General features: G+C 70.6%; 24 protein-coding genes. 7 read left to right on the top strand and 17 right to left on the bottom strand.

The genetic code is table 11. The features are described 5' to 3' along the window. Window positions 1–30: 30 nt before the first annotated feature. A complete protein-coding gene (gene sucC / locus ACZ6QQ_RS11200; protein ID WP_465875818.1) occupies window positions 31–1,209 on the top strand; it encodes an ADP-forming succinate--CoA ligase subunit beta in 1,179 nt (392 codons plus the stop codon). A 5-nt stretch (window positions 1,210–1,214) separates the two neighbouring features. Beyond that, window positions 1,215–2,102: a succinate--CoA ligase subunit alpha gene (sucD, locus tag ACZ6QQ_RS11195; RefSeq protein ID WP_465875877.1), complete on the top strand. Its 888-nt coding sequence runs from the start codon at window positions 1,215–1,217 to the stop codon at window positions 2,100–2,102. Window positions 2,103–2,193: 91 nt separating this feature from the next. Here sucD and fdhD read toward each other — a convergent pair whose 3' ends face one another. Beyond that, window positions 2,194–3,051, bottom strand: coding sequence for a formate dehydrogenase accessory sulfurtransferase FdhD (gene fdhD, locus ACZ6QQ_RS11190; protein ID WP_465875817.1), 858 nt, complete (start codon window positions 3,049–3,051; stop codon window positions 2,194–2,196). A 100-nt stretch (window positions 3,052–3,151) separates the two neighbouring features. Further along, the gene (locus ACZ6QQ_RS11185) at window positions 3,152–4,522 is read right to left on the bottom strand and encodes an MFS transporter (protein ID WP_465875816.1); all 1,371 of its coding nucleotides are present in this window, start codon (window positions 4,520–4,522) and stop codon (window positions 3,152–3,154) included. Between the two features lie 198 nt (window positions 4,523–4,720). On the opposite strand from ACZ6QQ_RS11185, the gene ACZ6QQ_RS11180 reads away from it, so the two are divergent. Together ACZ6QQ_RS11180 and ACZ6QQ_RS11175 are read left to right on the top strand one after the other, a co-directional pair. Continuing rightward, window positions 4,721–4,966 carry a DUF6457 domain-containing protein gene (locus ACZ6QQ_RS11180; RefSeq protein WP_465875815.1) on the top strand — a complete coding sequence of 82 codons (246 nt, stop codon included), beginning with the start codon at window positions 4,721–4,723 and terminating at the stop codon, window positions 4,964–4,966. After that, entirely contained in the window at window positions 4,963–6,258 is a 1,296-nt protein-coding gene (locus tag ACZ6QQ_RS11175; RefSeq protein WP_465875814.1) for a molybdopterin molybdotransferase MoeA, read from the top strand. The genes ACZ6QQ_RS11180 and ACZ6QQ_RS11175 overlap by 4 nt, the downstream gene beginning before the upstream one ends. A gap of 3 nt (window positions 6,259–6,261) precedes the next feature. On the opposite strand, the gene ACZ6QQ_RS11170 is transcribed toward ACZ6QQ_RS11175, so the two are convergent. From ACZ6QQ_RS11170 to ACZ6QQ_RS11160, 3 genes are all read right to left on the bottom strand, one after another. Next, window positions 6,262–7,494 carry a pyruvate kinase gene (locus ACZ6QQ_RS11170; RefSeq protein WP_465875813.1) on the bottom strand — a complete coding sequence of 411 codons (1,233 nt, stop codon included), beginning with the start codon at window positions 7,492–7,494 and terminating at the stop codon, window positions 6,262–6,264. Between the two features lie 11 nt (window positions 7,495–7,505). Beyond that, complete coding sequence (locus tag ACZ6QQ_RS11165; protein WP_465875812.1) at window positions 7,506–8,390, bottom strand: 2-hydroxy-3-oxopropionate reductase; 885 nt, start codon at window positions 8,388–8,390, stop codon at window positions 7,506–7,508. Window positions 8,391–8,604: 214 nt separating this feature from the next. Beyond that, window positions 8,605–9,822: a PP2C family protein-serine/threonine phosphatase gene (locus ACZ6QQ_RS11160; RefSeq protein WP_465875811.1), complete on the bottom strand. Its 1,218-nt coding sequence runs from the start codon at window positions 9,820–9,822 to the stop codon at window positions 8,605–8,607. A gap of 125 nt (window positions 9,823–9,947) precedes the next feature. On the opposite strand from ACZ6QQ_RS11160, the gene ACZ6QQ_RS11155 reads away from it, so the two are divergent. Then, complete coding sequence (locus ACZ6QQ_RS11155; protein WP_465875810.1) at window positions 9,948–10,544, top strand: ATP-binding protein; 597 nt, start codon at window positions 9,948–9,950, stop codon at window positions 10,542–10,544. A 70-nt stretch (window positions 10,545–10,614) separates the two neighbouring features. Here the strand turns inward: ACZ6QQ_RS11155 and ACZ6QQ_RS11150 are convergent, their stop codons facing one another. The 8 genes from ACZ6QQ_RS11150 to ACZ6QQ_RS11115 all read right to left on the bottom strand — a co-directional run bounded on the left by ACZ6QQ_RS11150 (window position 10,615) and on the right by ACZ6QQ_RS11115 (window position 20,817). Then, a complete protein-coding gene (locus ACZ6QQ_RS11150) occupies window positions 10,615–12,738 on the bottom strand; it encodes a hypothetical protein (protein ID WP_465875809.1) in 2,124 nt (707 codons plus the stop codon). 394 nt (window positions 12,739–13,132) lie between these two features. After that, a complete protein-coding gene (locus ACZ6QQ_RS11145; protein WP_465875808.1) occupies window positions 13,133–14,128 on the bottom strand; it encodes an Lrp/AsnC family transcriptional regulator in 996 nt (331 codons plus the stop codon). Beyond that, entirely contained in the window at window positions 14,118–14,963 is an 846-nt protein-coding gene (locus ACZ6QQ_RS11140; RefSeq protein WP_465875807.1) for an alpha/beta fold hydrolase, read from the bottom strand. Before ACZ6QQ_RS11140 ends, ACZ6QQ_RS11145 begins: the two co-directional genes overlap by 11 nt. A 28-nt stretch (window positions 14,964–14,991) precedes the next feature. Next, window positions 14,992–16,158: a M24 family metallopeptidase gene (locus tag ACZ6QQ_RS11135; protein ID WP_465875806.1), complete on the bottom strand. Its 1,167-nt coding sequence runs from the start codon at window positions 16,156–16,158 to the stop codon at window positions 14,992–14,994. A gap of 5 nt (window positions 16,159–16,163) precedes the next feature. Next, on the bottom strand, window positions 16,164–17,057 hold the full coding sequence (locus tag ACZ6QQ_RS11130; protein WP_465875805.1) for an ABC transporter permease: 894 nt from the start codon (window positions 17,055–17,057) through the stop codon (window positions 16,164–16,166). Then, window positions 17,054–18,016, bottom strand: coding sequence for an ABC transporter permease (locus ACZ6QQ_RS11125; protein WP_465875804.1), 963 nt, complete (start codon window positions 18,014–18,016; stop codon window positions 17,054–17,056). The genes ACZ6QQ_RS11130 and ACZ6QQ_RS11125 overlap by 4 nt, the downstream gene beginning before the upstream one ends. Before the next feature lie 5 nt (window positions 18,017–18,021). Then, window positions 18,022–19,608: an ABC transporter substrate-binding protein gene (locus ACZ6QQ_RS11120; protein ID WP_465875803.1), complete on the bottom strand. Its 1,587-nt coding sequence runs from the start codon at window positions 19,606–19,608 to the stop codon at window positions 18,022–18,024. After that, window positions 19,609–20,817, bottom strand: a complete 1,209-nt coding sequence (locus tag ACZ6QQ_RS11115) for a dipeptidase (protein ID WP_465875802.1) — start codon at window positions 20,815–20,817, stop codon at window positions 19,609–19,611. A 248-nt stretch (window positions 20,818–21,065) separates the two neighbouring features. Between ACZ6QQ_RS11115 and ACZ6QQ_RS11110 the strand changes: the two genes are divergently transcribed. Continuing rightward, the gene (locus ACZ6QQ_RS11110) at window positions 21,066–22,067 is read left to right on the top strand and encodes an ABC transporter ATP-binding protein (protein ID WP_465875801.1); all 1,002 of its coding nucleotides are present in this window, start codon (window positions 21,066–21,068) and stop codon (window positions 22,065–22,067) included. Continuing rightward, window positions 22,048–23,076 carry an ABC transporter ATP-binding protein gene (locus ACZ6QQ_RS11105; RefSeq protein WP_465875800.1) on the top strand — a complete coding sequence of 343 codons (1,029 nt, stop codon included), beginning with the start codon at window positions 22,048–22,050 and terminating at the stop codon, window positions 23,074–23,076. Before ACZ6QQ_RS11110 ends, ACZ6QQ_RS11105 begins: the two co-directional genes overlap by 20 nt. A gap of 101 nt (window positions 23,077–23,177) precedes the next feature. Here the strand turns inward: ACZ6QQ_RS11105 and ACZ6QQ_RS11100 are convergent, their stop codons facing one another. From ACZ6QQ_RS11100 to ACZ6QQ_RS11085, 4 genes are all read right to left on the bottom strand, one after another. After that, window positions 23,178–24,335 carry a cysteine desulfurase family protein gene (locus ACZ6QQ_RS11100; RefSeq protein ID WP_465875799.1) on the bottom strand — a complete coding sequence of 386 codons (1,158 nt, stop codon included), beginning with the start codon at window positions 24,333–24,335 and terminating at the stop codon, window positions 23,178–23,180. Next, window positions 24,332–25,153 (bottom strand): hypothetical protein, encoded by an 822-nt coding sequence (locus ACZ6QQ_RS11095; RefSeq protein WP_465875798.1) that lies wholly within the window; start codon window positions 25,151–25,153, stop codon window positions 24,332–24,334. Before ACZ6QQ_RS11095 ends, ACZ6QQ_RS11100 begins: the two co-directional genes overlap by 4 nt. Before the next feature lie 121 nt (window positions 25,154–25,274). After that, on the bottom strand, window positions 25,275–25,892 hold the full coding sequence (locus ACZ6QQ_RS11090; RefSeq protein ID WP_465875797.1) for an HIT family protein: 618 nt from the start codon (window positions 25,890–25,892) through the stop codon (window positions 25,275–25,277). Window positions 25,893–25,896: 4 nt separating this feature from the next. Further along, entirely contained in the window at window positions 25,897–26,454 is a 558-nt protein-coding gene (locus tag ACZ6QQ_RS11085) for a dCTP deaminase (protein WP_465875796.1), read from the bottom strand. Between the last annotated feature and the right edge of the window lie 143 nt (window positions 26,455–26,597).

The following is a 26,597-nucleotide window of genomic DNA, read 5'->3' as shown; positions in this document are numbered from 1 at the left end:
CGGAGAAGGTCAAGGAGAGGGAGGCCCTCAGTGGATCTGTTGGAGCACCAGGCACAGGATCTCTTCGCCAAACACGGCGTGCCTGTGGGTAGGTACCGCGTTGCCAGCACCGCGCAACAGGCCCGCGAGGCCGCCGCCGAGATCGGCGGCCGGGTCGTGGTGAAGGCCCAGGTGAAAACCGGGGGCCGGGGCAAGGCCGGCGGGGTCAAACTTGCCGACGGCCCGGACTCGGCGTACGAGACGGCGAGCGCGATCCTCGGCATGGACATCAAGGGACACACCGTCGGCAAGGTGCTGGTCACCGAGGCCAGCGACATCGCCGACGAGTACTACGTCTCGCTGCTGCTCGACCGGTCCAACCGCTCGTTCCTCGCCATGGTGTCCCGCGAGGGCGGGATGGAGATCGAACAGGTGGCGGTGGAGAAGCCGGACGCGCTGATCCGGCTGCCGATCGACCCCGCCGAGGGCGTCACCGCCGACATCGCCACCCGACTCTGCGTCGACGCCAACCTCCCGGTCGAGGTGCACGACGGCGTACGGGACGTGCTGGTCCGGCTCTGGACGGTGTTCACCGAGGAGGACGCCACCCTGGTCGAGATCAACCCGCTGGCGCGGCTCGCCGACGGCTCCGTACGCGCCCTCGACGGCAAGGTCACCGTCGACGACAACGCCCGGTTCCGGCACCCCGCGCACGCCGCGTTCGTCGACACCGCCGCCGCCGATCCGCTGGAGGCGCTCGCCGCCGAAAAGGACCTCAACTACGTCAAGCTCGACGGCGAGGTCGGGGTCATCGGCAACGGTGCCGGCCTGGTGATGAGCACCCTGGACGTGGTCGCGTACGCCGGGGAGGAGTTCGGCGGGGTGAAACCGGCCAACTTCCTCGACATCGGCGGCGGCGCATCGGCCGAGGTGATGGCGAACGGGCTGGAGATCATCCTCGGCGACCCGGCGGTACGCAGCGTCTTCGTCAACGTCTTCGGCGGCATCACCGCCTGCGACGCGGTCGCCAACGGCATCGTGCAGGCGATCGAACTACTCACCCGCGACGGCGCCGAGATCACCAAACCGCTGGTGGTCCGGCTGGACGGCAACAACGCCGAGGAGGGCCGGCGAATCCTCACCGCCGCCGCACTGGACTGCGTACGGACCGTGGACACGATGGACGGCGCGGCCCGCCTCGCCGCCGAACTCGCCGCCAAGGGGGCATGACAGCGATGGCAATCTTCCTCACCGAGACCAGCCGGGTGCTGGTCCAGGGCATCACCGGGACCGAGGGCACCAAGCACACCCGGCGGATGGTCGCCGCCGGCACGAACATCGTCGCCGGGGTCACCCCCGGCAAGGGCGGTCAGTCCGTCGACGGCATCCCGGTGTTCAACACCACCGCCGAGGCGGTCGCCGCCACCGGCGCCGACACCTCGGTCGTCTTCGTACCGCCCCGGTTCGCCAGGGCCGCGGTGATCGAGGCTATCGACGCCCGACTCGCCCTGGTCGTCGTGCTCACCGAGGGCATCCCGGTGCACGACACCGCCAACTTCTGGGCGTACGCGTGCGCGACCGGCAACCGGACCCGGATCATCGGCCCGAACTGCCCCGGCCTGATCAGCCCGGGACAGTCCAACGCCGGCATCATCCCGCCCGACATCACCGGACGGGGCCGGATCGGACTGGTCAGCAAGAGCGGCACGCTGACCTACCAGCTCATGCACGAGCTGCGCGACTTCGGCTTCTCCACCTGCGTCGGCATCGGCGGTGACCCGATCGTCGGGACCACCCACATCGACTGCCTCCAGGCCTTCCAGGACGACCCGGAGACTGACGCGATCGTGATGATCGGCGAGATCGGCGGCGACGCCGAGGAGCGGGCCGCGGAGTACATCGCCGCCCACATCACCAAACCGGTGGTGGGCTACGTGGCCGGCTTCACCGCCCCGGAGGGCAAGACCATGGGACACGCCGGAGCCATCGTCTCCGGCTCCTCCGGCACCGCCACCGCCAAGCAGGAGGCGCTGGAGGCGGTCGGGGTGCGGGTGGGCCGGACACCGTCGGAGACCGCCCAGCTGATGCGCGAGACGCTGCTGTCCCGGATGGCGACCCGGTAACAACCGAGAACTCCCGGCCTCCCCGCTCGTCGGAGGGGAGGCCGGGAGGCACCTGTCACAGCCGTACCGGAGACGGTCGCCGTACCCGTGGTCAGGACAGTGCGGTGGCGGCCGGGGCGCGGTCGGCGAGCCCCAGCCGGTGCCCGCCGGTGTAGACGTTCATCGACGTACCGCGCAGGAAGCCGACCAGGGTGAGGCCCGAGTCGGCCGCGAGATCGACCGCGAGCGACGACGGCGCCGACACCGCCGCCAGCGCCGGCACCCCGGCCATCACCGCCTTCTGCACCAGCTCGAACGAGGCCCGGCCGCTGACCAGCAGCAGCGTGCCGCGCAGCGGCACCCGGCCGGAGCGCAGCGCCCAGCCCACCACCTTGTCGACGGCGTTGTGCCGGCCGACGTCCTCGCGCAGGCAGAGCAACTGCCCGGCGGCGTCGAACAGCCCGGCGGCGTGCAGCCCGCCGGTACGGTCGAACACCCGCTGCGCGGCGCGCAGCCGGTCGGGCAGTCCCGCCACCAGGTCCGGAGTGATCCGCAGCGGATCGTCGGCGACCGACCACGCCGCCGTGGTACGCACCGCGTCCAGGCTGGCCTTGCCGCAGAGCCCGCACGAGGATGTGGTGTAGAAGTTGCGTTCCAGGGACGGGTCCGGTGCCGGCACCCCGGCGCCGAGCACCACGTCGACCACGTTGTAGGTGTTGCTGCCGTCCTCGGTCGCCCCGGCGCAGTAGCGGATCCCGGCAATGTGCTCGCCCCGCTGCACCACGCCCTCGCTCACCAGGAATCCGGCCGCCAGGTCGAAGTCGTCGCCCGGCGTACGCATGGTGATGGTCAACGCCCGTCCGTTGACCCGGATCTCCAACGGCTCCTCCGCCACCAGCGTGTCCACCGGTTCGGTGACGGTCCCGTCGACCACCCGCACCACGCGACGTCGGCTTGTCACGCGTCCCATCTGCCACCACCCATCGTCGGTCCGGATTCCCCCGCCGGGCCCGGCTCACCGGTCCCGGCGGGTCGCGCAGTCGGGACCGGCTCACCAGCCCCGACCGCTCTCACAGCTCGTCGGGCCGCAGCCGGGGCAGAACCGACAGCGTCGGCCGTCCCGGTTGCCGCATCCCGCTCGTCAACAGTGCGCCGAACAGCCCCAGACAGCCAGCCACGACGAACGCGGCGATCGCGCCGGGGGTGCCGGTCACCAGTCCGGCGAACCCGATGCCCACCAGCCCGCCGACCACCTTGCCGGTGTAGACGATGCCGTAGTTCAGCAGGGTCGCCTCGCCACCGAACCAGTCCCGCACCAGGCTGACCAGCAGAGAGTATCCGGCGCCGGTGCCCGCGCCGGCCAGTCCGGCGAACGCCACCACCGCCACCACCTGCTCCGCCTGCACGGCGGCGAGCAGGCCGAACTGGGCCACTCCCCCGACGGCCAGGGCCAGTCCGAGCGTACGGCGGCGCCCCAGCCGGTCGGAGAGCGAACTGGTGACCGCCCGGCCGATCCCGGTCGCGACGGCCAGTACGCCGATCGAGGCGACCACCAGGAACGGCTGGTCGGCCCGGTGGTGGGCGAAGCCGACCAGGTACGCGATGTCGAACAGGGCCATCGCCGCGGTCACCACGACGAGGACGAACATCACCGGCAGCATGCCGCTGCGGACGGCGGCCCGGGGTGAGTAGGGCCGCAGCGCCGGCATGTTGTTCGGGATGCTGCGGTTGAGCCGGCGGTCGACCGCCCACCGCTGCGGATCGAGGTCCGCCGGCCACCAGTGCCGGGGCGGCTTGCGCAGCAGCAGCCCGCTCACCGCGATCACGACGAACGCGGCGATCGCGGCCGCGTCCAGCACCACCGGCAGGTTCCCCAGCTCCAGCGCGTACGCGGCGACCACGACGAACGGGACGCAGCCGTAGCCGAAGGCACCGCTGACCACGCCGACCATGGTCGCCGTCCGCTCCGGGAACCATTCGGTGACGGTGGCGATGCAGGTCATGTAGACCAGGCCGGCGCCGATCCCGCCGAGCACCGAGTAGCCGAGCAGCACCCCGGTCAGGTCCCGGCTGTGCCCGAGGGTGACCAGGGCAACCAGGCTCAGCGTGGCACCGGCGAGCATCGGTACGGCGAGCCGCACCCGGACCCGCCGGTAGAGCCAGACCGCCGGCAGCGCGGTGCCGGCCTGGCAGACGATCCAGACCGCCAGTACGGTGAACGCCTCCCAGAGGGTCCAGCCGTTGGCCCGGACCAGGGCCGGGATCGCGGCGCCGAAGCCGTACTGGAACAGGCTGATCGCCAGCATCGAGGCCCAGCACAGCCGAAGCATCCAGGCGCGTGAGCGTCCCATCAGGTCGAAGTCGGTCTCCCCGACGCGGTAGCGGCGTCCGTAGACGTCGCTCACCTCGCGGGCGGCAACGGCATTCCTGGCCTCCGGCATCCCTGGCACCTCCACCTGTCACCGTGTGCGGCCGGGCGGCGGGAACCCCAGGCCGACGGCCATTGTATACTGTATGTTACGTGCACTAGTGTCTACCAGCGACGCACGGCTGTCCAGGATCAATCGATTCCGCCCTCCGGGTCGGGCACGATGGAGGGGCCGGCCCGGCAACCGACCGGAAGACTGCGAGGGACGCTGATGAGCCAGTTGCAGGAATGGAACCGCCGGGCGCTCGACGAACTCGGCCTCGACCCCGGCACCCTCGACCAGGGACTCGTCCTGGACCTGGCCCGCGACGTGGCACACGGGGTGGCCCGACCGGCGGCGCCGCTGAGCACCTACCTGCTCGGGGTGGCGGTGGGGCGGGGCGCCGACCCGGCCGAGGCCGCCGCACGGCTGACCACCCTCGCCGAGAGCTGGCCCGGCTCGGAAACCCGCTCGTGAACACCACCGACTGGCCCACGGCCCGACGGATCGCGCGGGCGGCCGGCACCCCGCTCGGCCGGATCGACCTCGCCCTGCCCGACGCGCTCGGCACCACCCTCGCCACCCCGCTCGTGGCCCTCGCCCCACTACCGGCCTACGACGCCGCCGCCATGGACGGGTACGCCGTCGCCGGCACCGGGCCGTGGCAGGTCACCGGCCGGGTGCTCGCCGGCGACCCGACCCCGGTCGACCCGCTGCGCCCCGGCACCGCCGTGGAGATCGCCACCGGCGCCCTGGTGCCCGTCGGCGCCGACGCGGTGCTGCCGTACGAGCGGGCCCGGTGCCGGGCCGACCGGGTGCACGGCGAGATCGAAACCGGCCGGCACATCCGGCGGCGCGGCGACGACTGCCCGCTCGGCGAACACGTGCTACCGGCCGGCAGCCTGGTCACGCCCGCGCTGCTCGGGCTGGCCGCCAGCCTCGGCAACGACTGGCTGACCGTGTTCCGCCGGCCCCGCGTCGGGGTGGTGGTCACCGGCGCCGAACTGCTCAGCGCCGGGCTGCCGTCGCCGGGACGGGTCCGGGACGCGATCGGTCCGCTCCTGCCCGGCCTGGTGCACTCGGCCGGCGGCGAGATCGTCTGGACCGTCCGGGTGACCGACGACAAGGCCGCACTGGTCGAGGCGATCCGGCGGCCCGGTGCGGACGTGACGGTGGTCTGCGGGGCCACCTCGGTCGGTGCCGCCGACCACCTGCGCGCCGCCCTGGAGGCGGTCGCGGCGCTGGTCCGGGTGCACGGGGTGGCCTGCCGGCCCGGCCATCCGCAACTGCTCGCCACGATGGCGGACGGCCGGGCGGTGATCGGACTGCCCGGAAACCCGTACGCGGCCCTCGTCGCCGGGCTCACCCTGCTCGCGCCGCTGCTCGGTCAGCTCGCCGGACGTGCCGAGCGGCCACCGGTGACGGCCCGGCTGACCGGACCGGTGAAGGTGCTCGAGCGGGACACCCGACTGGTGCCGGTGACGCGGGTCGGTTCGGGGGTGGTCCCGGTCGGGCACGACCGCCCCGGCCTGCTCTGGGGGGCGGCCGAGGCACACGGGCTGGCGGTCGTACCGCCGGGCTGGCCGGGCGGCGAGGTCGAACTGCTCGCGCTGCCCGGCGCGGACGCGGCCGGCGTGCCGGTGCCGGCCGCCGTCGGCCCGGTCCGGCCCGCCGAGCTGCCCGGGGCCGATCCCGGCACCGGCGCACGGGCCGGTGGGACCACCCGGACCGGGGAACGGCTGCCCGCCACCGCGGGCGCGGAGAGCTGACGCTCAGGGCACCGGTTCGGGTCGGGGCGCCGGGCCCCGGGCCGGTCCCGACGGTTGACCGGGCGGCCGGGCGAGAACCCGGTCACCGAGTCGGAGAAGGCGCATGGTGTTCGTCGAACCGGGCAGTCCGGGCGGGCTGCCCGCCACGATCAGCACCAGGTCGCCGACCTGGAACCGGGGCAGTGACAGCAGTACGTCCTGCACGTGGTGCACCATCTCGTCGGTGTGCACGACCACCGGCACACCGAACGTCTCCACTCCCCAGGTCAGCGTCAGCCGCGCCGGTACGTGCGGATCCGGGGTGAACGCGAGCAGCGGTACGGCGGGGTGGTGCCGGGCCAACTGCCGGGCGGTGGCGCCGCTGCGGGTGAAGCAGCAGATCGCCTTCACCCCCAGCGACTCGGCCACCTCGGCGGCGGCCTCGGCGATCGCGTCGACGTTCGTGACCGCCCCGGTCCGCAACGCGGTACGCCGGACCGAGGTCGTCGCCTCGGCCGACCCGACGATCTGCGCCATCATCCGCACCGCCTGCACCGGGAACGCCCCGACGCTGGTCTCGGCCCCGAGCAGCAACGCGTCCGCACCGTCCAGTACGGCGTTGGCCACGTCCGACGCCTCCGCCCGGGTGGGTCGCGGCTGCTCGACCATCGAGTCGAGCAACTGGGCGGCCACCACGACCGGCTTCGCCGACTCGCGGCAACGGCGGATCGCCCGCTTCTGGATCAGGGGTATCTCGTCCAGCGGCAGCTCCACCCCGAGGTCGTCGCGGGCGACCACCAAGCCGTCGAAGGCGGCGACGATCTCGTCGAGCTGCCGGGCCGCCGCCGGGGTGTCCAGCTTCGCGAGCACGGGCCGGCGCACCCCGTACTCGTCCATCACGTCACGGACGACCTTGACGTCCTCGGGCGAGCCGACGGCGGAGAGCGCCACCAGGTCCACCCCGAGTCCGAGGACGAACCGCAGGTCCGCGGTGAGCTGCTCGGTGAGCTCGGCACCGGCGGCGGGACGACCGAACCGGATCCGGGGTCCGCGCAGGTCCGCGAGGACGCCGACGGTGCGCCCGGCCCGAGCGGCGGTCTCGCGCAGCATCCGGTAGGTCGAGGCGTGTTGGGCCGGAGTGCCGTGGCCGAGGTCGATCCGGGCCACGTCCATCCCGGCCCCGACCAGTTCTCGCAGCCGGTCCGGGGTCGCGGTCGCGGGCCCCAGGGTGCAGACGATCTTCGCGCGGCGGGGCATCGGAGTCGGCCTCAGTCCGACGTACGACCGGAGAGCTGCTCGACCACCTTCAGCAGCGCGGAGTGGTCGAGCCCGCCGTGTCCCTGCGCCTTCAACGCGGCGATGAGCTGGGCGACCGCCGCACCGAGCGGGATCACCACCCCGGCCTCCCGGGCCGCCGAGGTGACGATGCCCATGTCCTTGTGGTGCAGGTCGATCCGGAATCCGGGCTGGAACTGCCGGGCGAGCATGCCGGCCGCCTTCCGGTCGAGAATCCGGTTGCCGGCCAGGCCACCGGCGAGCACCCGGACGGCCGCCTCGGTGTCCACCCCGTACGCCTCCAGGAAGACGATCGCCTCCGCGACGAGCTCGATCGTGCCCGCGACGATCAGCTGGTTCGCCGCCTTGACGGTCTGGCCGGATCCATGCGGTCCGACGTGGACGATGGTGGCGCCGACGACCTCGAGCACCGGACGGGCGGCTTCGAAGTCGGTCGCGTCACCACCGACCATGATCGACAATGTGCCCTCGATCGCGCCCTGTTCGCCACCGCTGACGGGCGCGTCGAGCACCCGTACGCCGTAGGGCTTCGCCGCCTCGGCCACGCCCTGGGCCGTTTTCGGGGAGATGCTGCTCATGTCGATCCAGAGCTGACCGGGCCGGGCGGTGGCGAGGATGCCGCCGTCACCGAGGGCGACCGCCTCGACGTCGGGTGAGTCGGGCACCATCGTGATCACCACGTCGGACTCCCGGACCACCTCGACGACGCCGCCCGCGGCCCGTCCACCGGCGGTCGCGAGCGCCTCGGTACGCGCCGGACTGTAGTCGTAGCCGATCACCTCGAAGCCGGCCTTGACCAGGTTGGTGGCCATCGGGCCGCCCATGATGCCGAGTCCGATGAAACCCACGCGTGTCATATCAGCGATCTCCTCACGTTGCTCCAGGTCTCACTGCCGGCGCGGTGGGCGGTAGGTCGGGCCGCCGCCCGCCTACCACCCGGCGGGGACACCGCGGTCACCCCCCTAGGATTCTGTATGCAGTATGGAAGTCAGTCAAGGTATGGGGTGATCCGGTGCGTACGGAGGGTTCCTGGGACTCGGTGCCCGGCTCTTCGCCGTGGACGCGCGGAGGCTATCCGCGAGAGTCGTGGCGGCGGATGGTCAGCACCGCAATGTCGTCGGCGGGTTGTTCGGCACCGAGCGCCGACATGACAGACACGCAGACATCCTCGGCGGAACCCGGCCGGACGGCGGCACGGAGACGATCGAATCCGACGTCGATCGGTTCGTCGCGGCGTTCGACCAGACCGTCCGTGTAACAGACGAGGACCGCCTCCGGCGGGAAGTCGACCACCGTCGTGCGCCGATGCTGCACTCGTCCGATGCCCAGCGGCGGGTCGACGGGCAGGGTCAGGAGATGAGCCGCACGTCCGGGGCTCACCAGCACGGGGGGCAGGTGGCCGGCGAGCGAGATGTGGAGTCGATCCCGCTCCGGAGTGACCATGGCGTACAGGACGGTGGCCAGGTTGCCGGTCTCGAAATGGTGGACCTTGCGGTCGAGCCGGGTCAACGCGTCGGCCGGATCATCGCACTCCAGGGTGTACGCGCGCAGCGCGCTGCGCAGCCGTCCCATCACCACGGCCGCGGCCAGTCCGTGCCCGGACACGTCGCCCACGACCATGCCAAGCCACCCCGACGGGAGCGTGAACACGTCGTACCAGTCGCCGCCGATGCCGGCCGCGTGGCCGGGCACGTATCGGGCCGCCGCGTCGACGCCGGGCACGTTCGGCAGGCGCGTCGGGAGGAGGCTTCGCTGCAGGGCCAGTGCGGCCGCACGGTCGATGCTGCCGAGACGGGCCTGGGACGCCAACGCGGCGCGATCGGCCGCCAACTGGAGCAGGTGGACGTCGTCCCGAGTGAAGTGACGCGGGGTACCGGAGCCGACATGCAGGACCCCGATGAGGTCCCTGCCGGCCAGCATCGGAACGCCGAGCAACGAGCAGATGCCCTTCTTCCGCAACACCGGACTCAGCACGTCGGACTGCCCGAGCCGCTCGATGGCGACCGGCTGCCTGTCCCGCGCGACCCGTCCGGCGAAGCCCTGGCCGACGGGAAGTCGGTAACCCTGTCGAACCTCGTCCTCAAGCCCTCTGGCGGCGGTGGTCACGAGTTCCTGGGCATGCGGGTCGAGCAGCAGGATCGCCGCGGTGTCGACATCCAGGAGGTCCCGCACCCGATCCAACAGTTCGTTGAGCAGATCGTCGAGGTCGAGCCGGGACAGGGCGGCGTCGGTCACCGCCTCTATCCGACGCAACCGCTCCGTACTGCCGGTATCACCTGCCTCGATCACGGGAAGAGCCTAGCGTCAGCCGGGCGGAACCCGGCCACCCCCGGACGCCACCGACCGGCGGCGGTAACATCTAGCCAGCTTTCGCCGACCAGGATCGGAGAATTTGCGAAAGTTCCGACGGGCCCGTGTCGGGCGGCGTTGCGAGAATTCGCTCGTTGCCGAACACGAAACGTACGCACCAACCCAGCATCTCGCCCGGCCTCCGGGTACCCTCGTCCTGCTTCGACGGCCCGGAATCGGGCACCTACCAGCGGTCGAACCAGGTTCAGAAAGGGACTGCCGTGACCGGGCATCCCCCATCCGACACACCACCCTACGCCATCAAGCGACTACTCCTCGTATCCATATTCGACGCCGGGCGGTTCACCGAGGTCCGTCACGCGGTCGATGCGGTGATCCGTCGTTGCCGCCTGAACGCCGAAAAGGCCGCCGACTTCGTCACGGCCGTCAACGAGGTCATGATCAATGCCGTCCGGCACGGCGGTGGCAGCGGCGAGTTGCGGCTGTGGGAGAGTGCCCACCTGGTGTGCGAGGTCCGCGACCGGGGACCCGGTTTCCCGGCGGCCAAGTACCTCAACCGCAGCCAGCGGCCGACACCCTCGCCGGACGGCGGGATGGGTCTGTGGATCGTCCAGCACACGACCGACACCCTTTCGATCGACAGCGGCCCGGCCGGCACCACGGTCCGGATCGGCACCGCGCTCGCTCCGCGTAGCTCCTAGAACCTCCGTTCCCGGACGTCGCCCCCACCGGCGGCGCGGGCCGGCCGGGTGGGCCGACCGAGCGGCGCGCCTACTGGCCGGGTACGACCGGCAGACGCCGTTCGGCGGCCGGCGTACGACGTCCGGCGACCACGTCGTTGCGCCAGCGGCTGACGTACTTCGACGCCGTGGCGCGTTCGGTCGAGCTGAGCCCCAGTCGGCTCACCACCAGTTCGGTCAGGGCGGGGTTCTCCCGGTCGTCGCCGACCCGCACCTCCTCGTCGAGCAGGCCGTAGACCCGGGCCCGCAGCGAGCCCTCGGTACTGGACGGCACGGACGCCACGCCTCGGGCCGGCCGCACCGGTTCGGCCGCCGACACGGAGTTGACCTGCGACGGAGGAAGGGTACGGGTTGCCGCCGCAGCTACCAGGTCGGGCAATGGACGGTCCAGCAGCGGTACGGTCGACGGGCCGTCCGCCGGCTCGGCCGGTATCCCCCGCTCCGGTACCGGCTCCTCTTCGTCCGCGACCCGTGCGGACTCCGGCGACCGCTCGGCCCCGATCCGTGCCGACACCGACCGCCGCTCGGCCCCGGCGCGGCCGGACGACTCCCGCGCCGGCACGGTCCGGCTCGGCGCGTTGTCCCGCTCGGGTGCGGTCCGACCGGACCCTGCCTCCCGCTCCGGCGCCGTACGCGGTGGTCGGCGCTGCGCGGTCGAGAAGATCGCACTCACCTCGGCCGTCAGCGCGTCCCACCGGGGACGACCCGACTCCGACCGGTCCCCCGGATCGACGGTTGCGTTCCGCTCCGGATCCGACCGCGGCGCGTCCTCGTCGGCGCGAGCGGCGACGACCGGGACGGGCCGCTCGACCACTGCTGCTGCGGTTTCGTCCGCCGGACCATCCGGCCCGGCCGTCGACCGCGTGGGCACGGCTGCCGCATCGACCCGGACCGGGACCGGATCGCCCCCGACGGTCGGCGCGGCCACCGCCAGGACGTGCTCCCCCGCCGGGGCAGCCCGGTCGACCACCGCCGTCGACACCGACTCGACGCGCCCGTGCCCGTCATCCCCACGGGACGTACCCGGAACCGAACGGGGACCGTCGTCAGCGGAGGACGTATCCGCAACCAGCCGGGCCTCGTCGATCGACGGGATGTCGGCTTCGTCGCGGGACGCGGCCGAGATCGACCGGGCGTCGACGGCGGCGTGCGACGCCGCCGTTACGGAGCGGCTGTCCGGGCCGGCCAGGGGCTGCGTCGCAGGCGAGAGGGCATCGGTGAGCAGTTGTCCGGCCGAGGCGAGCACCGCGGCGTCCAGCGGTGTGCCACGCCGTCGCCACCGTCGGCGGCGGCCGGCCGGCAGGTTTCCCGCGAGGACGCGGGCGGGTGCGAGGTCCGCCGCGATGAGCGCGGTCAGCCCGTCGTAGTCGGCGCGCTCGGCCAACCTGCGGGCGATCTCGTCGAGGTCGTAGACGGCCACCGCGATGTCGGCCGTGGTGCCGTCCAGCGCCCGCCTGATCTTCCGCCGCAGCACCTTGGCCAGGGCGGCCTGCCGGCGCTCGATCCGTACCTGGGTGCGGGCCGCGTCCAGCGAGCCGTACAGGCCCAGTCCCGGCGCGGCCTTCGCCAGCGAACGGGCCCGCCGGGTCAGCATCGGGTGCCGCAGCCAGTGCCCGACCACCTCGTACGCGGGCGGGGTGGGCGGAAGCTGCCGCTTGGCCCGCAACCGGTCCCGGCGCTTGTTCTCGGTGTTCATCAACCACACCAGGTAGCCCAGCAACGACATGCCGCCGTAGAAGCCGCCCTCCAGGTGGTTGTCGTGGGCGAGCCAGTTGAACGCCACCGCTCCCCCGGCGATGGCGGCGGAGAGCAACCGCGAGAGGGTGGCGTGCTCGCCCAACCGGCGGCGTACGTCCGCGTTGGCGAGCACCACCATGCCGCCGAGTTCGAGCGCGCCGACCGCCGGCAGCGCCACGTACCAGGGCATGGCCAGCGCCTCCATCGCGCCGGACACCTGCCCACCGAGGGCGATCAGCAGCACCACGACGTAGAAGGCGGTACGCATCCGGGTGGTGGCGCGTACGGCGGCGGCGAGGTCGGCGTCCTCCTCCGGCGGCGGCCCGTCGACCGCCCCCTGGCCGGCTGTACGGCCCCGCCCGATGGCCGACCCGTTCGCCGGATCGTCCTGCCAGTGCCGGCCCTGGACTCCAGACATCGGGTTGCGCTCCCTCTCCTCGGGGCCCGGCCGCTGCCGGCCTGGCTTTGGTCGGGTCCTACCGGCACCGCCCGAGCCTTCGGCGAACACGCCGATCCCCTGGTCCGGTGGGCGCGACATCGGGCGGCGCAACCGCGCCGAACCACCCGAAACGCCACCACAACATAGACCCCGTCCCCTGCCCCGATCGACCGGGTAAGGCGGGCGGTCCGGCCGGCCGGATCGGAGTCCCCGACGCCACGGACGTGACCAGCCGGAACACGGGAGCGACCCCGGAGCGCAACCGGGCCACTACCTCAACCGTGCGGCGCGCCGCGCCCGCCACACCGGATTCCACTCACGCCCCCGCGCCGGGTTCGACCTCCGCGCCGGGCTCCGCTCACCCGGAGCGGCGTCACCGTTGCGCGGTCTCGATGCTGCCCCGCCACCACGGCGTCTCGACGAACCCACGACGCAGCACCAGCAGCACCACACTCGCGGTCCACCCCTGTACGCCCTCCAACCGGCCGAGGGTGTTCGTGGTGAACTGGAACAGGTCCTGGGTGGTCGGCAGGATCAGCTCGCACATCAGCGCGTTGTTGCTCAGCATCGCCGCCACGTACCGCACGCCGCGGTAGCGGGAGAGGGTCCGCGCGACCGAGTCGAGGTACGGCGGGGCGACGGTGATGTTGAGGACGATCTCCGACTCGAACCCCAGTGCCGGGGCCGGAACCAGGGTCGTGACCAGGATGCAGCCACGACCGAGCAGCGTCTCGAAGCGCCGCCGTACGGTGCTCTCGTTCAGCCCGACCTCGGCGGCGACGGTGCGGAAGCTGGACCGGCCGTCCTCGCGCATCAGGTCGATGATCTGGCGGTCGACCGCGTCGAAGTGGCTCGGGTCGCACTGGTGCGCCTCCGCCACCTCCTCCGGCGGGGCGTCGCTGAGCAGCTGCCGGCTCCAGTCGTGCGACACCTTGTAGACGTGCAGGGTCAGGTCGGTGTCGCAGCGCTGCACCCCGTCGATGGCGAGGATCCGTTCGACGATCCGGGCCTGCAACGACTCCTCCCGGCGCAGGTTCAGCTCGGCCAGGATGTCGTACGGGCCGGTGACCAGGCTGAGGAAGCGCAGGTCGGCGTGGCGGACCAGTTCGGCGAGCACGTCCATCTGCGTACCGGGTTCGCAGGTGATGCGCAGCACGAACAGGTCCGCCGCCCCGGCGTGGTTGTTGCCGGGGATCGCCGCGACCCGTACGACTCCCTCGCGCAGCAGTTGCTGGCCTCGTCGGGCGACGGTCGCGACCGAACTGCCGGAGAGTTCCGCGATCTCCGTCCAGCTGGCCCGACCGTCGCTCTGCAACGCGGCGATGATCCGCCGGTCGAGGTCGTCGAGGTGGTCGGTGCTACTGCTCATCGGCGCCAATCTCGTGGAGGAAGTCCCGGACCACCTGTCGCCACCGCTGCGCCTCTTCGATCTGTGGCGAGTGGCCCGACTTTTCGAACACGACGAGCCTAGCGTCCGGAATCAGGGATGCAATTACCTCGCTGCTCGCCACCGGGGTGATCCAGTCGTCCCGGCCGACGGTGACCAGGGTCGGGCAGGTGATCCGGTGCAGCTGCGACTTGATGTCGTAGTTCGGCATGTTGACGGAGAACGCGTAGTTGTGCGTCTCGTAGCGGTACGGCGTCGCCTCGACCCGCTCGGCCACCTTCGCCGGGTCGTAGACGTGGTCGTAGAGCGGGAGGATCTCCCGCCAGCAGTCGCGCAGGTCGGCGTCGTCGCGGGTCAGCCCGTCGTTGATCCGGTCGAGCTTCTCCACGTCGATGGTGACCCTGGTGGAGGTCAGGGCGTTGTGCCGGGCGGCCTTGTCGTTCTCGTGGTCGGCCGAGGTGTCCCGCAGCACCAGGGCGCGTACCCGCTCGGGGTGGCGGATGGCGTACTCCATCGAGATGAAGCCGCCGTACGAGCCGCCGGCCATCACGAACCGGTCGACGCCGGCCCACTCGCGCAGGCCGTCCACATCGGCCACCCACTGCTCGTGGCTGAACGGGCCGTTGCCCTCGCTGACGCCGGAGCCGCGGGCGTCGAAGACGATGACGCGGAAGGTGTCGGCGAACGGGCTGAAGGTGGTCCTCGGTTCGGACCGCGAGCCGAGGCCGGGCGCCCCGTGGTGGGCGATCAGGACCGGCGCGTCGTCCGCGCCGAAGACCTCGACCTCTAGAACGTTACCGTTGATGGTGAGCCGCACGGGCCTTTCCTTTCCTACGGGGTCTTGCTCAGAGCGCGACGACGACGTCGTCGAGGGAGCGGGGGTACGAGGTGAACGGCCGGGCACCGTCGTCGGTGATCAGCATCGAGTCGGAGATGCGGTAGCCGGCGTGGCCGGGGATGTAGATGCCCGGCTCGTTGGAGACGACCATGCCGGCCTGAAGCGGCGTGTCGTCACCGTCGGCGAGCCACGGCGGCTCGTGCATGCCCAGCCCGATGCCGTGGCCCTGCCGGTGCCGCAGGTACTCGCCGAGCCCGGCGGCCCGGATCACGTCCAGGCACACGGTGTTCGCCCGCGAGCAGGACACACCGGGACGCAGCGCCTCGCCGCCGACCTGCTGAGCCTGCCGGACCGCCTCGTAGTAGCGGCGCTGGTCGGCGCTGGGTTCACCGAGGATGAACGTCCGCTCCCCCTCGACGAACCGACCGCCGACCGCACAGCCGAGGGAGAGCATGAAGGTGTCACCGGGACGCAGCCGGTAACCGGAGGGCAGGGCGTGCGGGCGGGCACTGTTCGGACCGGCGTAGACCAGCCCGCCGGCCAGCGGCGAGACGACCACCACGTCGGCGTGTTCGGCGTACATGGTGCGGGTGCCGACTGTGGTGATGTGGTCGGCCAGCTCGGCCTCGCTGGGCAGCTCACCGCCGCCCGCGACGGCGTCTTCGATCAGCGTACGGCCGGCGGCGAGCATCAGGTCGGTGATCCGGGCCGCCTCCGCGTGCAGCGCGATCTCCTCCGGCCGCTTGCGGTACCGGGCCCGGGTGACCAGATCGGTACGGACCATCGTGGCGCCCGGGAAGGCGGCGGTGACCTGGGCCAGCCGGTCCACGCTCATGCTGCCGGCGTACCCGATCCGGCCGGTGACCGGGGCGAGGTAGCTGAACTGGGGACGCAGTCCGGGAAACTCCGGGTAGGCGACCAGTTCGGCTGCGCTGCGCTGGGCCTGCGCGTGCTCGCGCTCCAACTCGGGCAGGAGCAGCCGGGTGGTGCCGTCGACCGGGAGCAGCACCGCGACCGGCCGCTCGCCGGGGTGGTGGAAGAACCCGGTCAGGTAGGCGACGTCCTCGGGGTCGTCGGCGAGCATCGCGTCGAGGCCCGACCGGGCCAGGTCGGCGCGTACGTCGTCCTGGAGCACGGTGTAGAAGGTGGGTGACAGCCGTTGGGTTTCCAGCATCGTTGCTAGTCCTCCCGGGTGCGGGGGTTGCGGGCGTCGTTGTAGGCGATCGAGATGAGGGTGGCCGAGACAACCAGGGCGAGCATCGCCAGTGATGGGAAGAGTGTGGTCCACCAGGCGCTGGACATCGCCCCGGACTGCTGGGCCTCGTAGAGGATCCGCCCCCAGGACCAGCTGTTCGGGTCGCCGAGCCCGAGGAAGGCCAGGCCGGCGGCGGACAGTACGGCCCGCGAGGCGGTCAGCACCACCGACACGACGATCACCGGGGCGACCGCCGGCAGCAGGTGCTTGCGGATGATCCAGACGTGTGACCCGCCGGTCAGCCTCGCCGCGTCCATGTACGGCAACCGGACCACCGACAGTGCCTGGGACCGGACCACCCGGGTCACCTCGGGCCAGGAGAAGAACGCGATGACCAGGACCAGGGTGACCAGGCTCGGCCCGGCCAGCGCCGCGACGAGGATCATCAGCGGCAGCACCGGCAGGGAGAGGCAGAGGTCGACGATGGTGCCGATGATCGTGTCCGCCTTCGGGAAGTAGGCGCCGAGCACGGCGACCAGCACACCGATGACGATGGCGAGGGCGGAGGAGAGGGCGGCGATCACGATGCTGAGCCGGGCTCCCCAGACCACCTCGGCGAAGATGTCCCGGCCGAGGTTGTCGGTGCCGAACCAGTGCGCCCCGGAGGGAGCCTGGAGCACCTGGTCGCCGTACCCGGACGGGGAGGCGGTGATCAGCGGCGCGCAGACGCCGACGATCACGAGTACGGCCAGGATCGCGACCGAGGCCAGGCCGAGCGGGTTGCGGCGGAACGCCGACCAGGTGGCTCGGGCCGCGGTGACCTGGTCGGTGACGACGGTCTCCAGTGGGCCGACGGGTGCGGTGGCGGCGGTGGTCATGCCGTCCTCACTCTCGGGTCGAGCAGTCCGTAGGCCAGGTCGGTGAGTACGTTGGCGACCACCACGGTGGCGGCCAGCAGCACGAACGCGCCCTGGAGGACCGGGAAGTCGAGCTGGGTCACCGCCTCGTAGATACCCCGGCCGATGCCCGGGTAGGCGAAGACGGTCTCGGTCAGCACCGCCCCGCCGACCAGGAAGCCGAGTTGCAGCCCGACCAGGGTGGTGGTGGGCAGCAGCGCGTTGCGCAGCCCGTGTTTCCAGACCACCTTCCGGTTCGGCAGTCCCTTGGCGCGGGCGAGCACGCAGTAGTCCTCGCCGAGGGACTCGATCAGGGTGGAGCGCAGGGTCAGCACGTACGAGCCGAGTTGCACCAGGACCAGGCTGAAGCAGGGCAGGACCAGGTGCAGGGCGACGTCGCCGTACCAGGCCGCGCCGTAGATGCCGGGGCTGTAGGCGCCGCCGATGGGCAGCCAGTGCAGTTGCAGCCCGAAGACGAAGAGCAGGAAGATGCCGACGCTCGGGACGAACAACGACTGCCCGGTCACGCCGCCGACCTGGACCAGCCGGTCCAGGAATCCGCGGGGGCGGGTCGCCGCCAGCACCCCGAGCGGGATGCCGACGGCGACCGTCACCACGAGCGACGAGATGGTCAGCAGCAGGGTCCACGGCAGGCGCTCCAGGAGCACGTCCGTGACCGAGATCTGCTGGGTGAACGAGATCCCCAGGTTGCCGTGCAGCAGCTGCCACAGGTACTTGGCGTACTGGGTGAGCAGCGGCTGGTCCAGACCGTACTGGTGGAGCAGGATCTGGCGCGCTTCCGGAGTCATGTTCGGGCTGGCCACCGCCAGCGCGGGGTCACCCGGCAGCAGCCGGAGCAGGAGGAAGGTGACCGTGGCGGCGAACCACAGGGTCAGCAGTCCCCTACCGAGCCTGCGCACCGCGAATCGAACCTGGGGCATCGGCGTCAGCTCTTCGTCACGTTGGCCAGCGACTGCGGATCCACCACGGAGAGCAGCTCACTGGGCTTGATCACGAATCCACTCCACTTGTCGCTGTGGGCGAAGTAGAGGTTCTGCATGTACATCACGTTGTCGTACACGTTGGCGTGGACGATCTTCGCCGCCTGCTGGGCCAGCGACTTCTGCTCGGCCTTGTCGGTGCTCGCCTGCGCCCTGGTGATCAGGTCGTTGAGCGCCGGGTCGTCGACGAGGGAGTAGTTGATCGCACCACCGGGCAGGTAGGTCAGCGCCATGTTGGTGGTCGGGTCGTCCATGATGGCGAAGTTGCCGGCGTAGATGTCGTACTCTCCGGCGGCGGTCTTGGCCAGGTACGTGTTGCGGTCCATCCCCTGCAGGTTGATGGTGATGCCGGCCTTGGCCGCGTCGTCCTTGACGATGGTCGCCCACTGGGAGGTGACCGCGTCCTGCAACGAGTAGATCATCGACAGCGAGAGTGTCTTGCCGGGTCCGTAACCGGCCTCGGCGAGCAGTTGCTTCGACAGGTTGGGGTCGAAGTTGTACTCCTGCAACGACGGGTCGACGAAATCCTTGAGCACCGGCGGGATCGGGCTGGAGCCGGTGGTGACCGCCTGCCCCTGGAGCACGACCGTACGGATGGCGTTGTAGTCGACCGCGTGCGCGAGCGCCTGGCGGACCTTGAGGTTGTCCAGCGGCTTGCGCTTCATGTTGTACGTCATGTGCGCGTAGCCGAGGCCCGGCACCTGCTCGACCTTGATCCCGCTGGCGGTCTGGAGGTTCTTCACCTGGGCCGGCGGCAGCGCGTTGGCGATCAGGTCCACGTCGCCGTTCTTCAGCGCGAGAATCTCGGTGTTGACGTCCGGGTAGACCCGGTAGACGATCTTCGCCACGGTCGGGGTGTTGTTCGGCGCGAACGGGTACGGGGTGACCCGCTCCAGGGTGTAGTTCTGCCCCTTGGCGAAGCTGGTCAGCTTGTACGGTCCGGCGCTGACCCAGTTGCTGTTGTTGGGGAAGTTCGCCACGCTGCCGTTGGGCTCGAAGACGTGCTGCGGGACCACGTTCATCCAGAACCCGGCCTCGCTGACCACGGTCGAGTCCGGGGTCTTGAGCTTCAGTTCGACCCGGGTCGGCGACGGCGCCGAGGCGGAGTCGACGTTGACCAGCTGGCCGTAGGTGGTGTTGCCGGCCGGCTTGTCCTTCAGGATCGCGTTGATCGTGTACGCGACGTCGCTGGCCGTGACCGGCTTTCCGTCGCTCCACTTCATGTCGTCGCGCAGCTCGTAGTAGCCCGTCGTCGGGTTGGTGTAGCCGAACGACTTGGCCAGGTAGGGCTGCTTGGCGCCGTTGGCATCGATGGTCAGCAGCCGGGGGTACATCAGGCTGGTGATCCAGTTGTCGGTACGGCTGTTGCCGACCAGCGGGTTGAAGTTGACCACGTCGGTGGTGGTGGCGATGGTGAGTGTCGCGTCGGTGCCGCCGTCGGCCGTCTTCGACGGTGCGGACGGGCCGCACGCGGCGACCGTGGACGCCAGCGCGAGGGCGGCGACCGCGATGAGGGGTTTACGAACACGCATCTAGACCCAGACCTCCTCGAGAACGCGGATGGTGTTGCCGCCCACGACCTTGCGGATCTCGTCGTCCGAGTAGTCGTGGCTGACCAGCCATCCGATGATGTTGTAGAAACACTCGGCCGGGTTCTCCAGGCCGTCGACGTACTCCACCTTCGGGTGCTCGACATGGCCGTGCGCCTGGGAGATGGACAGGTTGCCCGAGAAGGCGGTGTGCAGCCCGACGTGGTCACCGAAGAGGGTGTCCGGGCCGAACGTCACGTGGTCGATGCCGATCTTGTCGACCAGGTGGGTGAAGTGGTCCATCACCGATTCGAGCGAGTGGTTGGGGTGCGCCTCGGAGAGGGTGGTGTGCGGGGCGGCCTCGATGCCGATCACGCCGCCACGCTCGGCACACGCCTTGATCAGGGCGTCCGGCTTCATCCGGTTGGTCGGCCACACCTCGCGCGAACCGCAGTGGGTGATCAGGACCGGCTTGGTGGAGTAGTTGATGACGTCCAGCGCGGTGCGGTCACCGGAGTGCGAGATGTCGATGGCGAAGCCGAGCTTGTTCATCCGTTCCACGGCCCGCTCGCCGAAGTACGTCAGGCCGCCGTCGCCCCGCTCCTTGAGCCCGCTGCCGAGGTAGTTGGCCTCGGAGTAGGCGATGCCGATCTGCCGTACGCCGAAGCCGTACAGCACGTCGAGCCGGTCGACCTCGTTCTCGATCGGGGTGGCCGCCTCCAGCGCGAAGACGTGGGCCAGCCGCCCGGTCTCGTGCGCCCGGTGGATGTCGCGCAGCGACTCGGCCTTGATGACGTAGTCCTGGTGGGCCAGGTCGGCCATTCGGACGCCGAGGTCGAAAAGGACGTCCTGGTACTTCCAGCCGGCGTCACTGGAAATGCAGCAGGTGCCGTCCATGCCGTTGTCGAAGACCGCGGTCATGCCGGACCGGGCCAGGCCCTGGTACCCGGTGGGTTCGCGGCCCTGACGGATGTGTTCGCGGAGCTGACCCATGTCCTTCGGGAAGACCTGGACGTGGTCGTGCAACGAGATCACGATTTCGTCGGTGAGTAGCCGAACGGTCCGTTCCCGCTGGCTGTCCGACAGCTCCAGCCCCTGGTAGGCGGGTACGCGGCCGATCTGTTCGGCGTACTCGAAGACCCGGTAGTCCTTGCCCGGCTCCAGGTAGTCATACGCGGTGTAACCGGTGTATCGCTTTGCGCTCTCAAGCATCAAAGCCCCTCTCTTCGTGACCCCGGAATGCCGCTATTCGGTGACACTCCGTGTCGCTGCACTGCCGATTGGTGATGGCGCGATGTGGTCGCCGCTCCGGCCGACGAAAACAGCAGCCGGGGCGACCCATGCAAGGCTTGCAATAATCCGGCACAGAAGTCAAGATGCAAAAGAAGAACGGGCAGAACAGCTACCCATTGAGCTATCTACGGGCACAAGCGTCCACTTGGTTTACCGGGAGGAAACACATGCGTCACCCGCCCGACGCCGCGTTGCACGTACGCGGCCTCTCGGTAACGTTCGGCACCCGCCGTGGCCCGGTGCCCGCCGTCGTCGACGTCGACCTCGACGTCGCACCCGGCGAACTGGTGGCCCTGCTCGGCGAGTCCGGCTCCGGCAAGTCGGCCGCCGCCCGCGCGATGATGGGGCTGTCCGCACCCAACGCCACCGTCACCGCCGACCGGCTCCGACTCGGTGACACCGACCTGCTCACGCTGCCCGACCGGCAGCGCCGGGAGGTCCTCGGCAGCCGGATGAGCATGGTCTTCCAGGACGCGCTCTCCGCGCTGAACCCGGTGCTGTCCATCGGCGACCAACTCGGCGAACTGTTCCGCACCCACCGGCAGGTGTCCCGCAGGCAGGCTCGGGCGTCCGCGGTCGAACTGCTCGGCCAGGTCGGCATCCCGGCCCCGTCCAGCCGGGTCGACGACTACCCGCACCAGTTCTCCGGCGGCATGCGGCAACGCATCCTGATCGCGATGGCGATCGCGCTCCGCCCCGAACTGGTCATCGCCGACGAGCCGACCACCGCGCTGGACGTGACCGTGCAGGCGCAGATCCTCGAACTCCTCGACGAACTGCGCCGCGACCTCAACATGGCCGTCCTGCTGATCACCCACGACCTGGGCGTCGTCTCCGAGGTCGCCGACCGGGTGATGGTCATGTACGCCGGCCGGGTGGTCGAGGCCGGCAGCGCCGACGACCTGCTCAGCCGACCGTCGCACCCGTACACCGAGGCGCTGCTGCGCTCGGTCCCGCAGGCCGAGCAGCGCGGACGGGACCTCTACGCCATCCCCGGCAGCCCACCCAGCCCGGCCCACCAGCCCGGCGGCTGCCCGTTCCACCCCCGGTGCGACCGGGTGATCGACCGCTGCCGGACCGAGCGCCCCGCGCCCACCGTCGTCTCCGCCGGCCGTACCGCGGCCTGCCACCGCAGTGAGGAGGTGCGCCATGTCGCCGTCCCCGGGTGACCTGGTGCTCGATGCCCGGGACCTGCACAAGACCTTCGCCACCGGCCGGTCCGGGCTGCGCCGCTCACGGGTCAGCGCGGTCGACGGGGTGAGCCTGCGGCTGCACGCCGGCGAATCGCTCGGCATCGTCGGCGAATCGGGCTGCGGCAAGTCGACCCTGGCCCGGATGCTGGTCGGACTGGAACGGCCGGACTCCGGCAGCATCGAAATCCACGGACGCGACGTCACCCGGGTACGGGGACGCGACCGGCGGCTGCTGCGCCGCCAGGTGCAGATGGTCTTCCAGGACCCGTACACCTCGCTCGACCCGAGGATGAGCGTGCTCGAACTGATCGGCGAGCCGCTGACCGTACACCGGCGGGTGACCGGCAAGACGGCCCTGCGGGACCGGGTCGCCGAACTGCTCGGCCTGGTCAACCTCGCCCCCGAGCTGATGCACCGCTACCCGCACCAGTTCTCCGGCGGACAGCGCCAGCGCATCGGCATCGCCCGCGCGCTCGCCCTGGACCCCGAGGTGCTGGTCTGCGACGAGCCCGTCTCCGCGCTCGACATGTCGGTCCAGGCCCAGGTGGTCAACCTGCTGCGCGACCTGCAACGGCGGATGAACATCGCGCTGCTGTTCATCGCGCACGACCTGTCGGTGGTCCGGCACGTGGCGGACCGGACCGCGGTGATGTACCTGGGCCGGCTGGCCGAGATCGGCGACACCACCACCGTGTACGACAACCCGGCGCACCCGTACACCCGCGCGCTGCTGTCGGCGGCCCCGGTGGTGGACCGCAACCGGCGCAAGCTCGGTGAGCGGATCATGCTGATCGGCGACCCGCCCAGCCCGGCCAACCCACCCAGCGGATGCCGGTTCCACACCCGCTGCCGCTTCGCCCGGGACCGGTGCGCCGCCGAGCAGCCGGTCGCGCGCCGGCTCGAAGACGCCTCGGACCGGACGGTGGCCTGCCACTTCGCCGAGGAGGCCCAGGCTACGGGGGCGTCGATGACCCCGGTCGGCTGATCCTCCTCAGTCGACCGGCCCGTACCACCGCCGGTCGGCCGGTCCTCCTCAGCGGCCGGCCGGCGGTGCACCACCAGTCGGGCTCCTGTTGGGGCGGACAGTCAGGCTGCCCACGTGCCGGCAAGACAGTGAGCGGCCGTTGTGCCGATCCGATGGGCAGCGTGCTCGATGTCGCTCTCGTTCGTGTAGCGACCGATGCTGAGGCGGATGGTGGCTCGTGCATCCGTCCGGTCCAGGCCGATCCCGGTGAGGACGTGGGATGGTTCGACGTCTCCGCTGGTGCAGGCCGAGCCGGTGGAAATAGCGAGGTCGGGCAGGGCGTCGATGAGGTCGACGGCGTCGATACCGGGGATGGTGAGGCTGAGGTTGCCGGGTAGCCGGTGCTCTCGGCTGCCGTTGATCCGCGCGTGTGGGAGGAAGGCCAGGAGACGGTCGGCGAGTCCGTCGCGCAGCCTCGCGACCCGTCGGGCCTCGGGTTCACGTTCGGTCGCGAGAATGCGCAGAGCTTCGGCGAGGGCGATCGCGCCGGCGAGGTTGGTGGTGCCGGCCCGCACGCCATGCTCCTGGCTGCCGGCGTACTGGGGGCACAGGGGCGTACCACGGCGGATGTAGAGGGCGCCGATGCCCTTTGGTCCGTAGATCTTGTGCCCGGAGATGCTGAGTAGGTCGACAGCGAGCCGGTGCACGTTGACGTCGAGTGCACCGATGGCTTGGACCGCGTCGACGTGCAGCAGGACGTCGCGATGGCGCGTGATGGCGGCGATGTCGTCGATCGGTTGGACCGTGCCGATCTCGTTGTTGGCGTACATGACCGACACCAGGATGGTGCGCGGGGTGATGGCTGCCGCGATGTCGGCCGGGTTCACCCGCCCGTCGCGATCCACCGGCACGATGGTTACGGAGTAACCGGTGGTGGCGAGGTGGTCGCAGGTCGCCAGCACCGACCTGTGCTCCACGGAGGTCGTGACGATGTGATCGGCACCGGGTCGACGGCTGGCGGTGGCGGCGCCGAAAACGGCGAGGTGGTTGGCTTCGGTGGCGCCGGAGGTGAACACGATCTCCGTGTCGTGCCGCGCACCCAGCGATGCCCTCACCTGTCGGCGGGCGGCTTGCAGCGCACCCGCAGCCTGGCGACCGGGCCGGTGCGGGCTTGACGGGTTGGCGTAGTGCTCCGTGAGGAATGGCAGCATCGCGTCGACGACCCGTTGGTCGACCGGGGTGGTGGCTTGATAGTCCAGATAGACGACATCGCGACTCATGCGACTCCCCATCCCCGAGTCCCGTACTTGTGGGCGGCGTCCACGACGTCCCAGTAGACGACCCGCCGTGCGCCGAGGTCGGACAGCGAGGTCGCCAGGCATCGCCAATTGCGGTTTGGGTGGCTGACGGCGATCAGGAACGCGACGTCGAACCAGTCCCGCACGGATCGGATGACCCGCTGGGTGGGGTCGCTGTCGCGCCAGAGGTCAAGGTGCCCTTGGGCACGCAACCACTCTGCGCTCACGGACGCTTGGTCCTGGTCGTCAGGAGCGGCTGATCCCGTGACGGTCCGGATGTGGGGGAGGAGGCGCCGCAGTCGGGCCTGCCTGCGAGCGTGTTCGACTTCGGGTGACAGGTCCCGGGTGACGCGGAGGTCGGCAAACCAGGGTCTGTCGTAGCGATGCCAGGCGACGCCGGCGATGGAGACGGAGACCTGAGGGCGGATCCCGCCCCGGGTGAGGTCGCCGACGTCGTAGCCGGCGCCGAGGGCCTCGACTACGAAGGTTCCGGATTGTCCGGGCGCGGGTCTGTCCATGCGCAGCAGCACGGAGAGTTGGTTGGTGAACCGGTTGGTGGGTTCGAGCAGTATGACTGCCCTACCGGCCGCCAGCAGACCGGCGGCGTGGGGCTCGATCTGCTCGATCGGGAGGCTGTTGCCGCCGCGATAGTAGGCGCGGGTCTCCACGCCGCCGTCGGAGCGAACCATCAGCGTCGCGGCGCCGGTTGCTTCTGCCAGGGCCACGACCGCCGTGCGCAGGGTGATGGCGCTGGCGTCGGGAGTGACACAGACGCCGTTGAGGACGGGGTTGCCGAGCATGCGTAGCTGGCACATGGTCGACCACTTCGGCCAGCGCTGGTCGGCCGCCGCAGCGGCCAGTTGGTCACGGTCGAGTGTGTGCAGCAGTTGGGATCGGAGGTGACACATCGCAGTCCGCCGATCAGGCCGTCTGCTGGTCGAGGAGACCGCACAGGCTGTCCGCGGTGAGGCGTTGGTTGTGGACGAACGGATGATCGCGCCAGTCGTACTGGCCCGCGAGGCCGTGCAGTTGGGCGCAGACCCGCCGTACGTATTGGCGGGCGAAGCGGGCGTCGGCGGGCCAGAACATGTGCTCGCCGGGTCGGGGCGAGAGGTAAAGGTACGGGCCGTTGGCCGCGGCGGGTAGGTCGGCCAGTCCACGCAGCCCCTGTCCGGCGCCGCCGGTGGTCTGGTAGGCGCCGGTTACCGCGTCCGGGTCGGGAACCGGGATGAGGTGCAGATGGCAGTGGGTGCAGCAGCCGGCCCCGAGTCGGCAGTCGCGTGAGCCGTGTTCTGCAAGGATGGTCGCCCCGAACACCGACTCGATGCGTGCCCGCATCTGTTCCACGACCGCCTCGACCTTCGCCAGTTCGGTGGGATGTAGGTCGGCTGCGGCGTCGACGTGTTTGAGGGGCATGAACAGGCAGTAACCCGGGGTGAAGCAGCCGACGGTGGGCAGGAGTACCCAACCAGCCTCCTCGACGAGGATCCGGCTGTCGTCACCGGTGCTGGCGAACTCGGTGCAGAAGGCGCAGTCCATGCGGTCACCTCTGATACTCGTGGGCGGGGAACTCGTCGGCGTACCGGCTGCCGAGGTGGCCGCCGCTGCCGTAGAACGGGTGTGTGTCGACAGGTGCGCTGGGGCCGTCCATGTTGAACAGGAGCAGCCGGGCCACCGGCATGCCCTGGTGGACGCGCAGGGTAGCGGGGCCGACATTGAGTAGTTCGAGGGTGAGGTGACCAGTCCAGCCGGGTAGCACCCAGGGGCTGGCGACGTGCGTGGCCAGGCCGACGCGGGCCAGGTGCGAGAGCGTCCCGATCGCGCCCGCTCGGCCGGAGCCGATCCGCAGTGGCTGGTCGACCTGGCAGAGCACCATCCGGCCGGGCGGCAACTCGAAACTGTCCCACTGCTCGCGGGGCGGTTGGTAGAGCCGTTCGATACTGGCCTGGTCCGTCAGGTCGACAGTGCCGTCGTCCGATGCCGCGATCAACAACTGCAAGGGTGCGCCCAGCCGCAGCAGGAGGCCGTCTCCGCGCAGTTCACCATGCCAATCGATCTCACCCATGTGGATCAGTTTCGTGATCTCGCCTGTCGTCAACACTCGTCGACTCCTTCCTGTTATTAGATGAACACCGATGGTTAAATGTTCCCTGGTTCGTATCGCGGCGTCTAGATGTACTAACGAACATCCAAAGATGGTTTCGGCAATAACTGCGATGTGGTGCACTTCAACTGCACGACAGG

The organism is Micromonospora sp. NPDC049529 (assembly GCF_055586685.1).
This window is presented reverse-complemented; position numbering and strand designations above follow the sequence as displayed.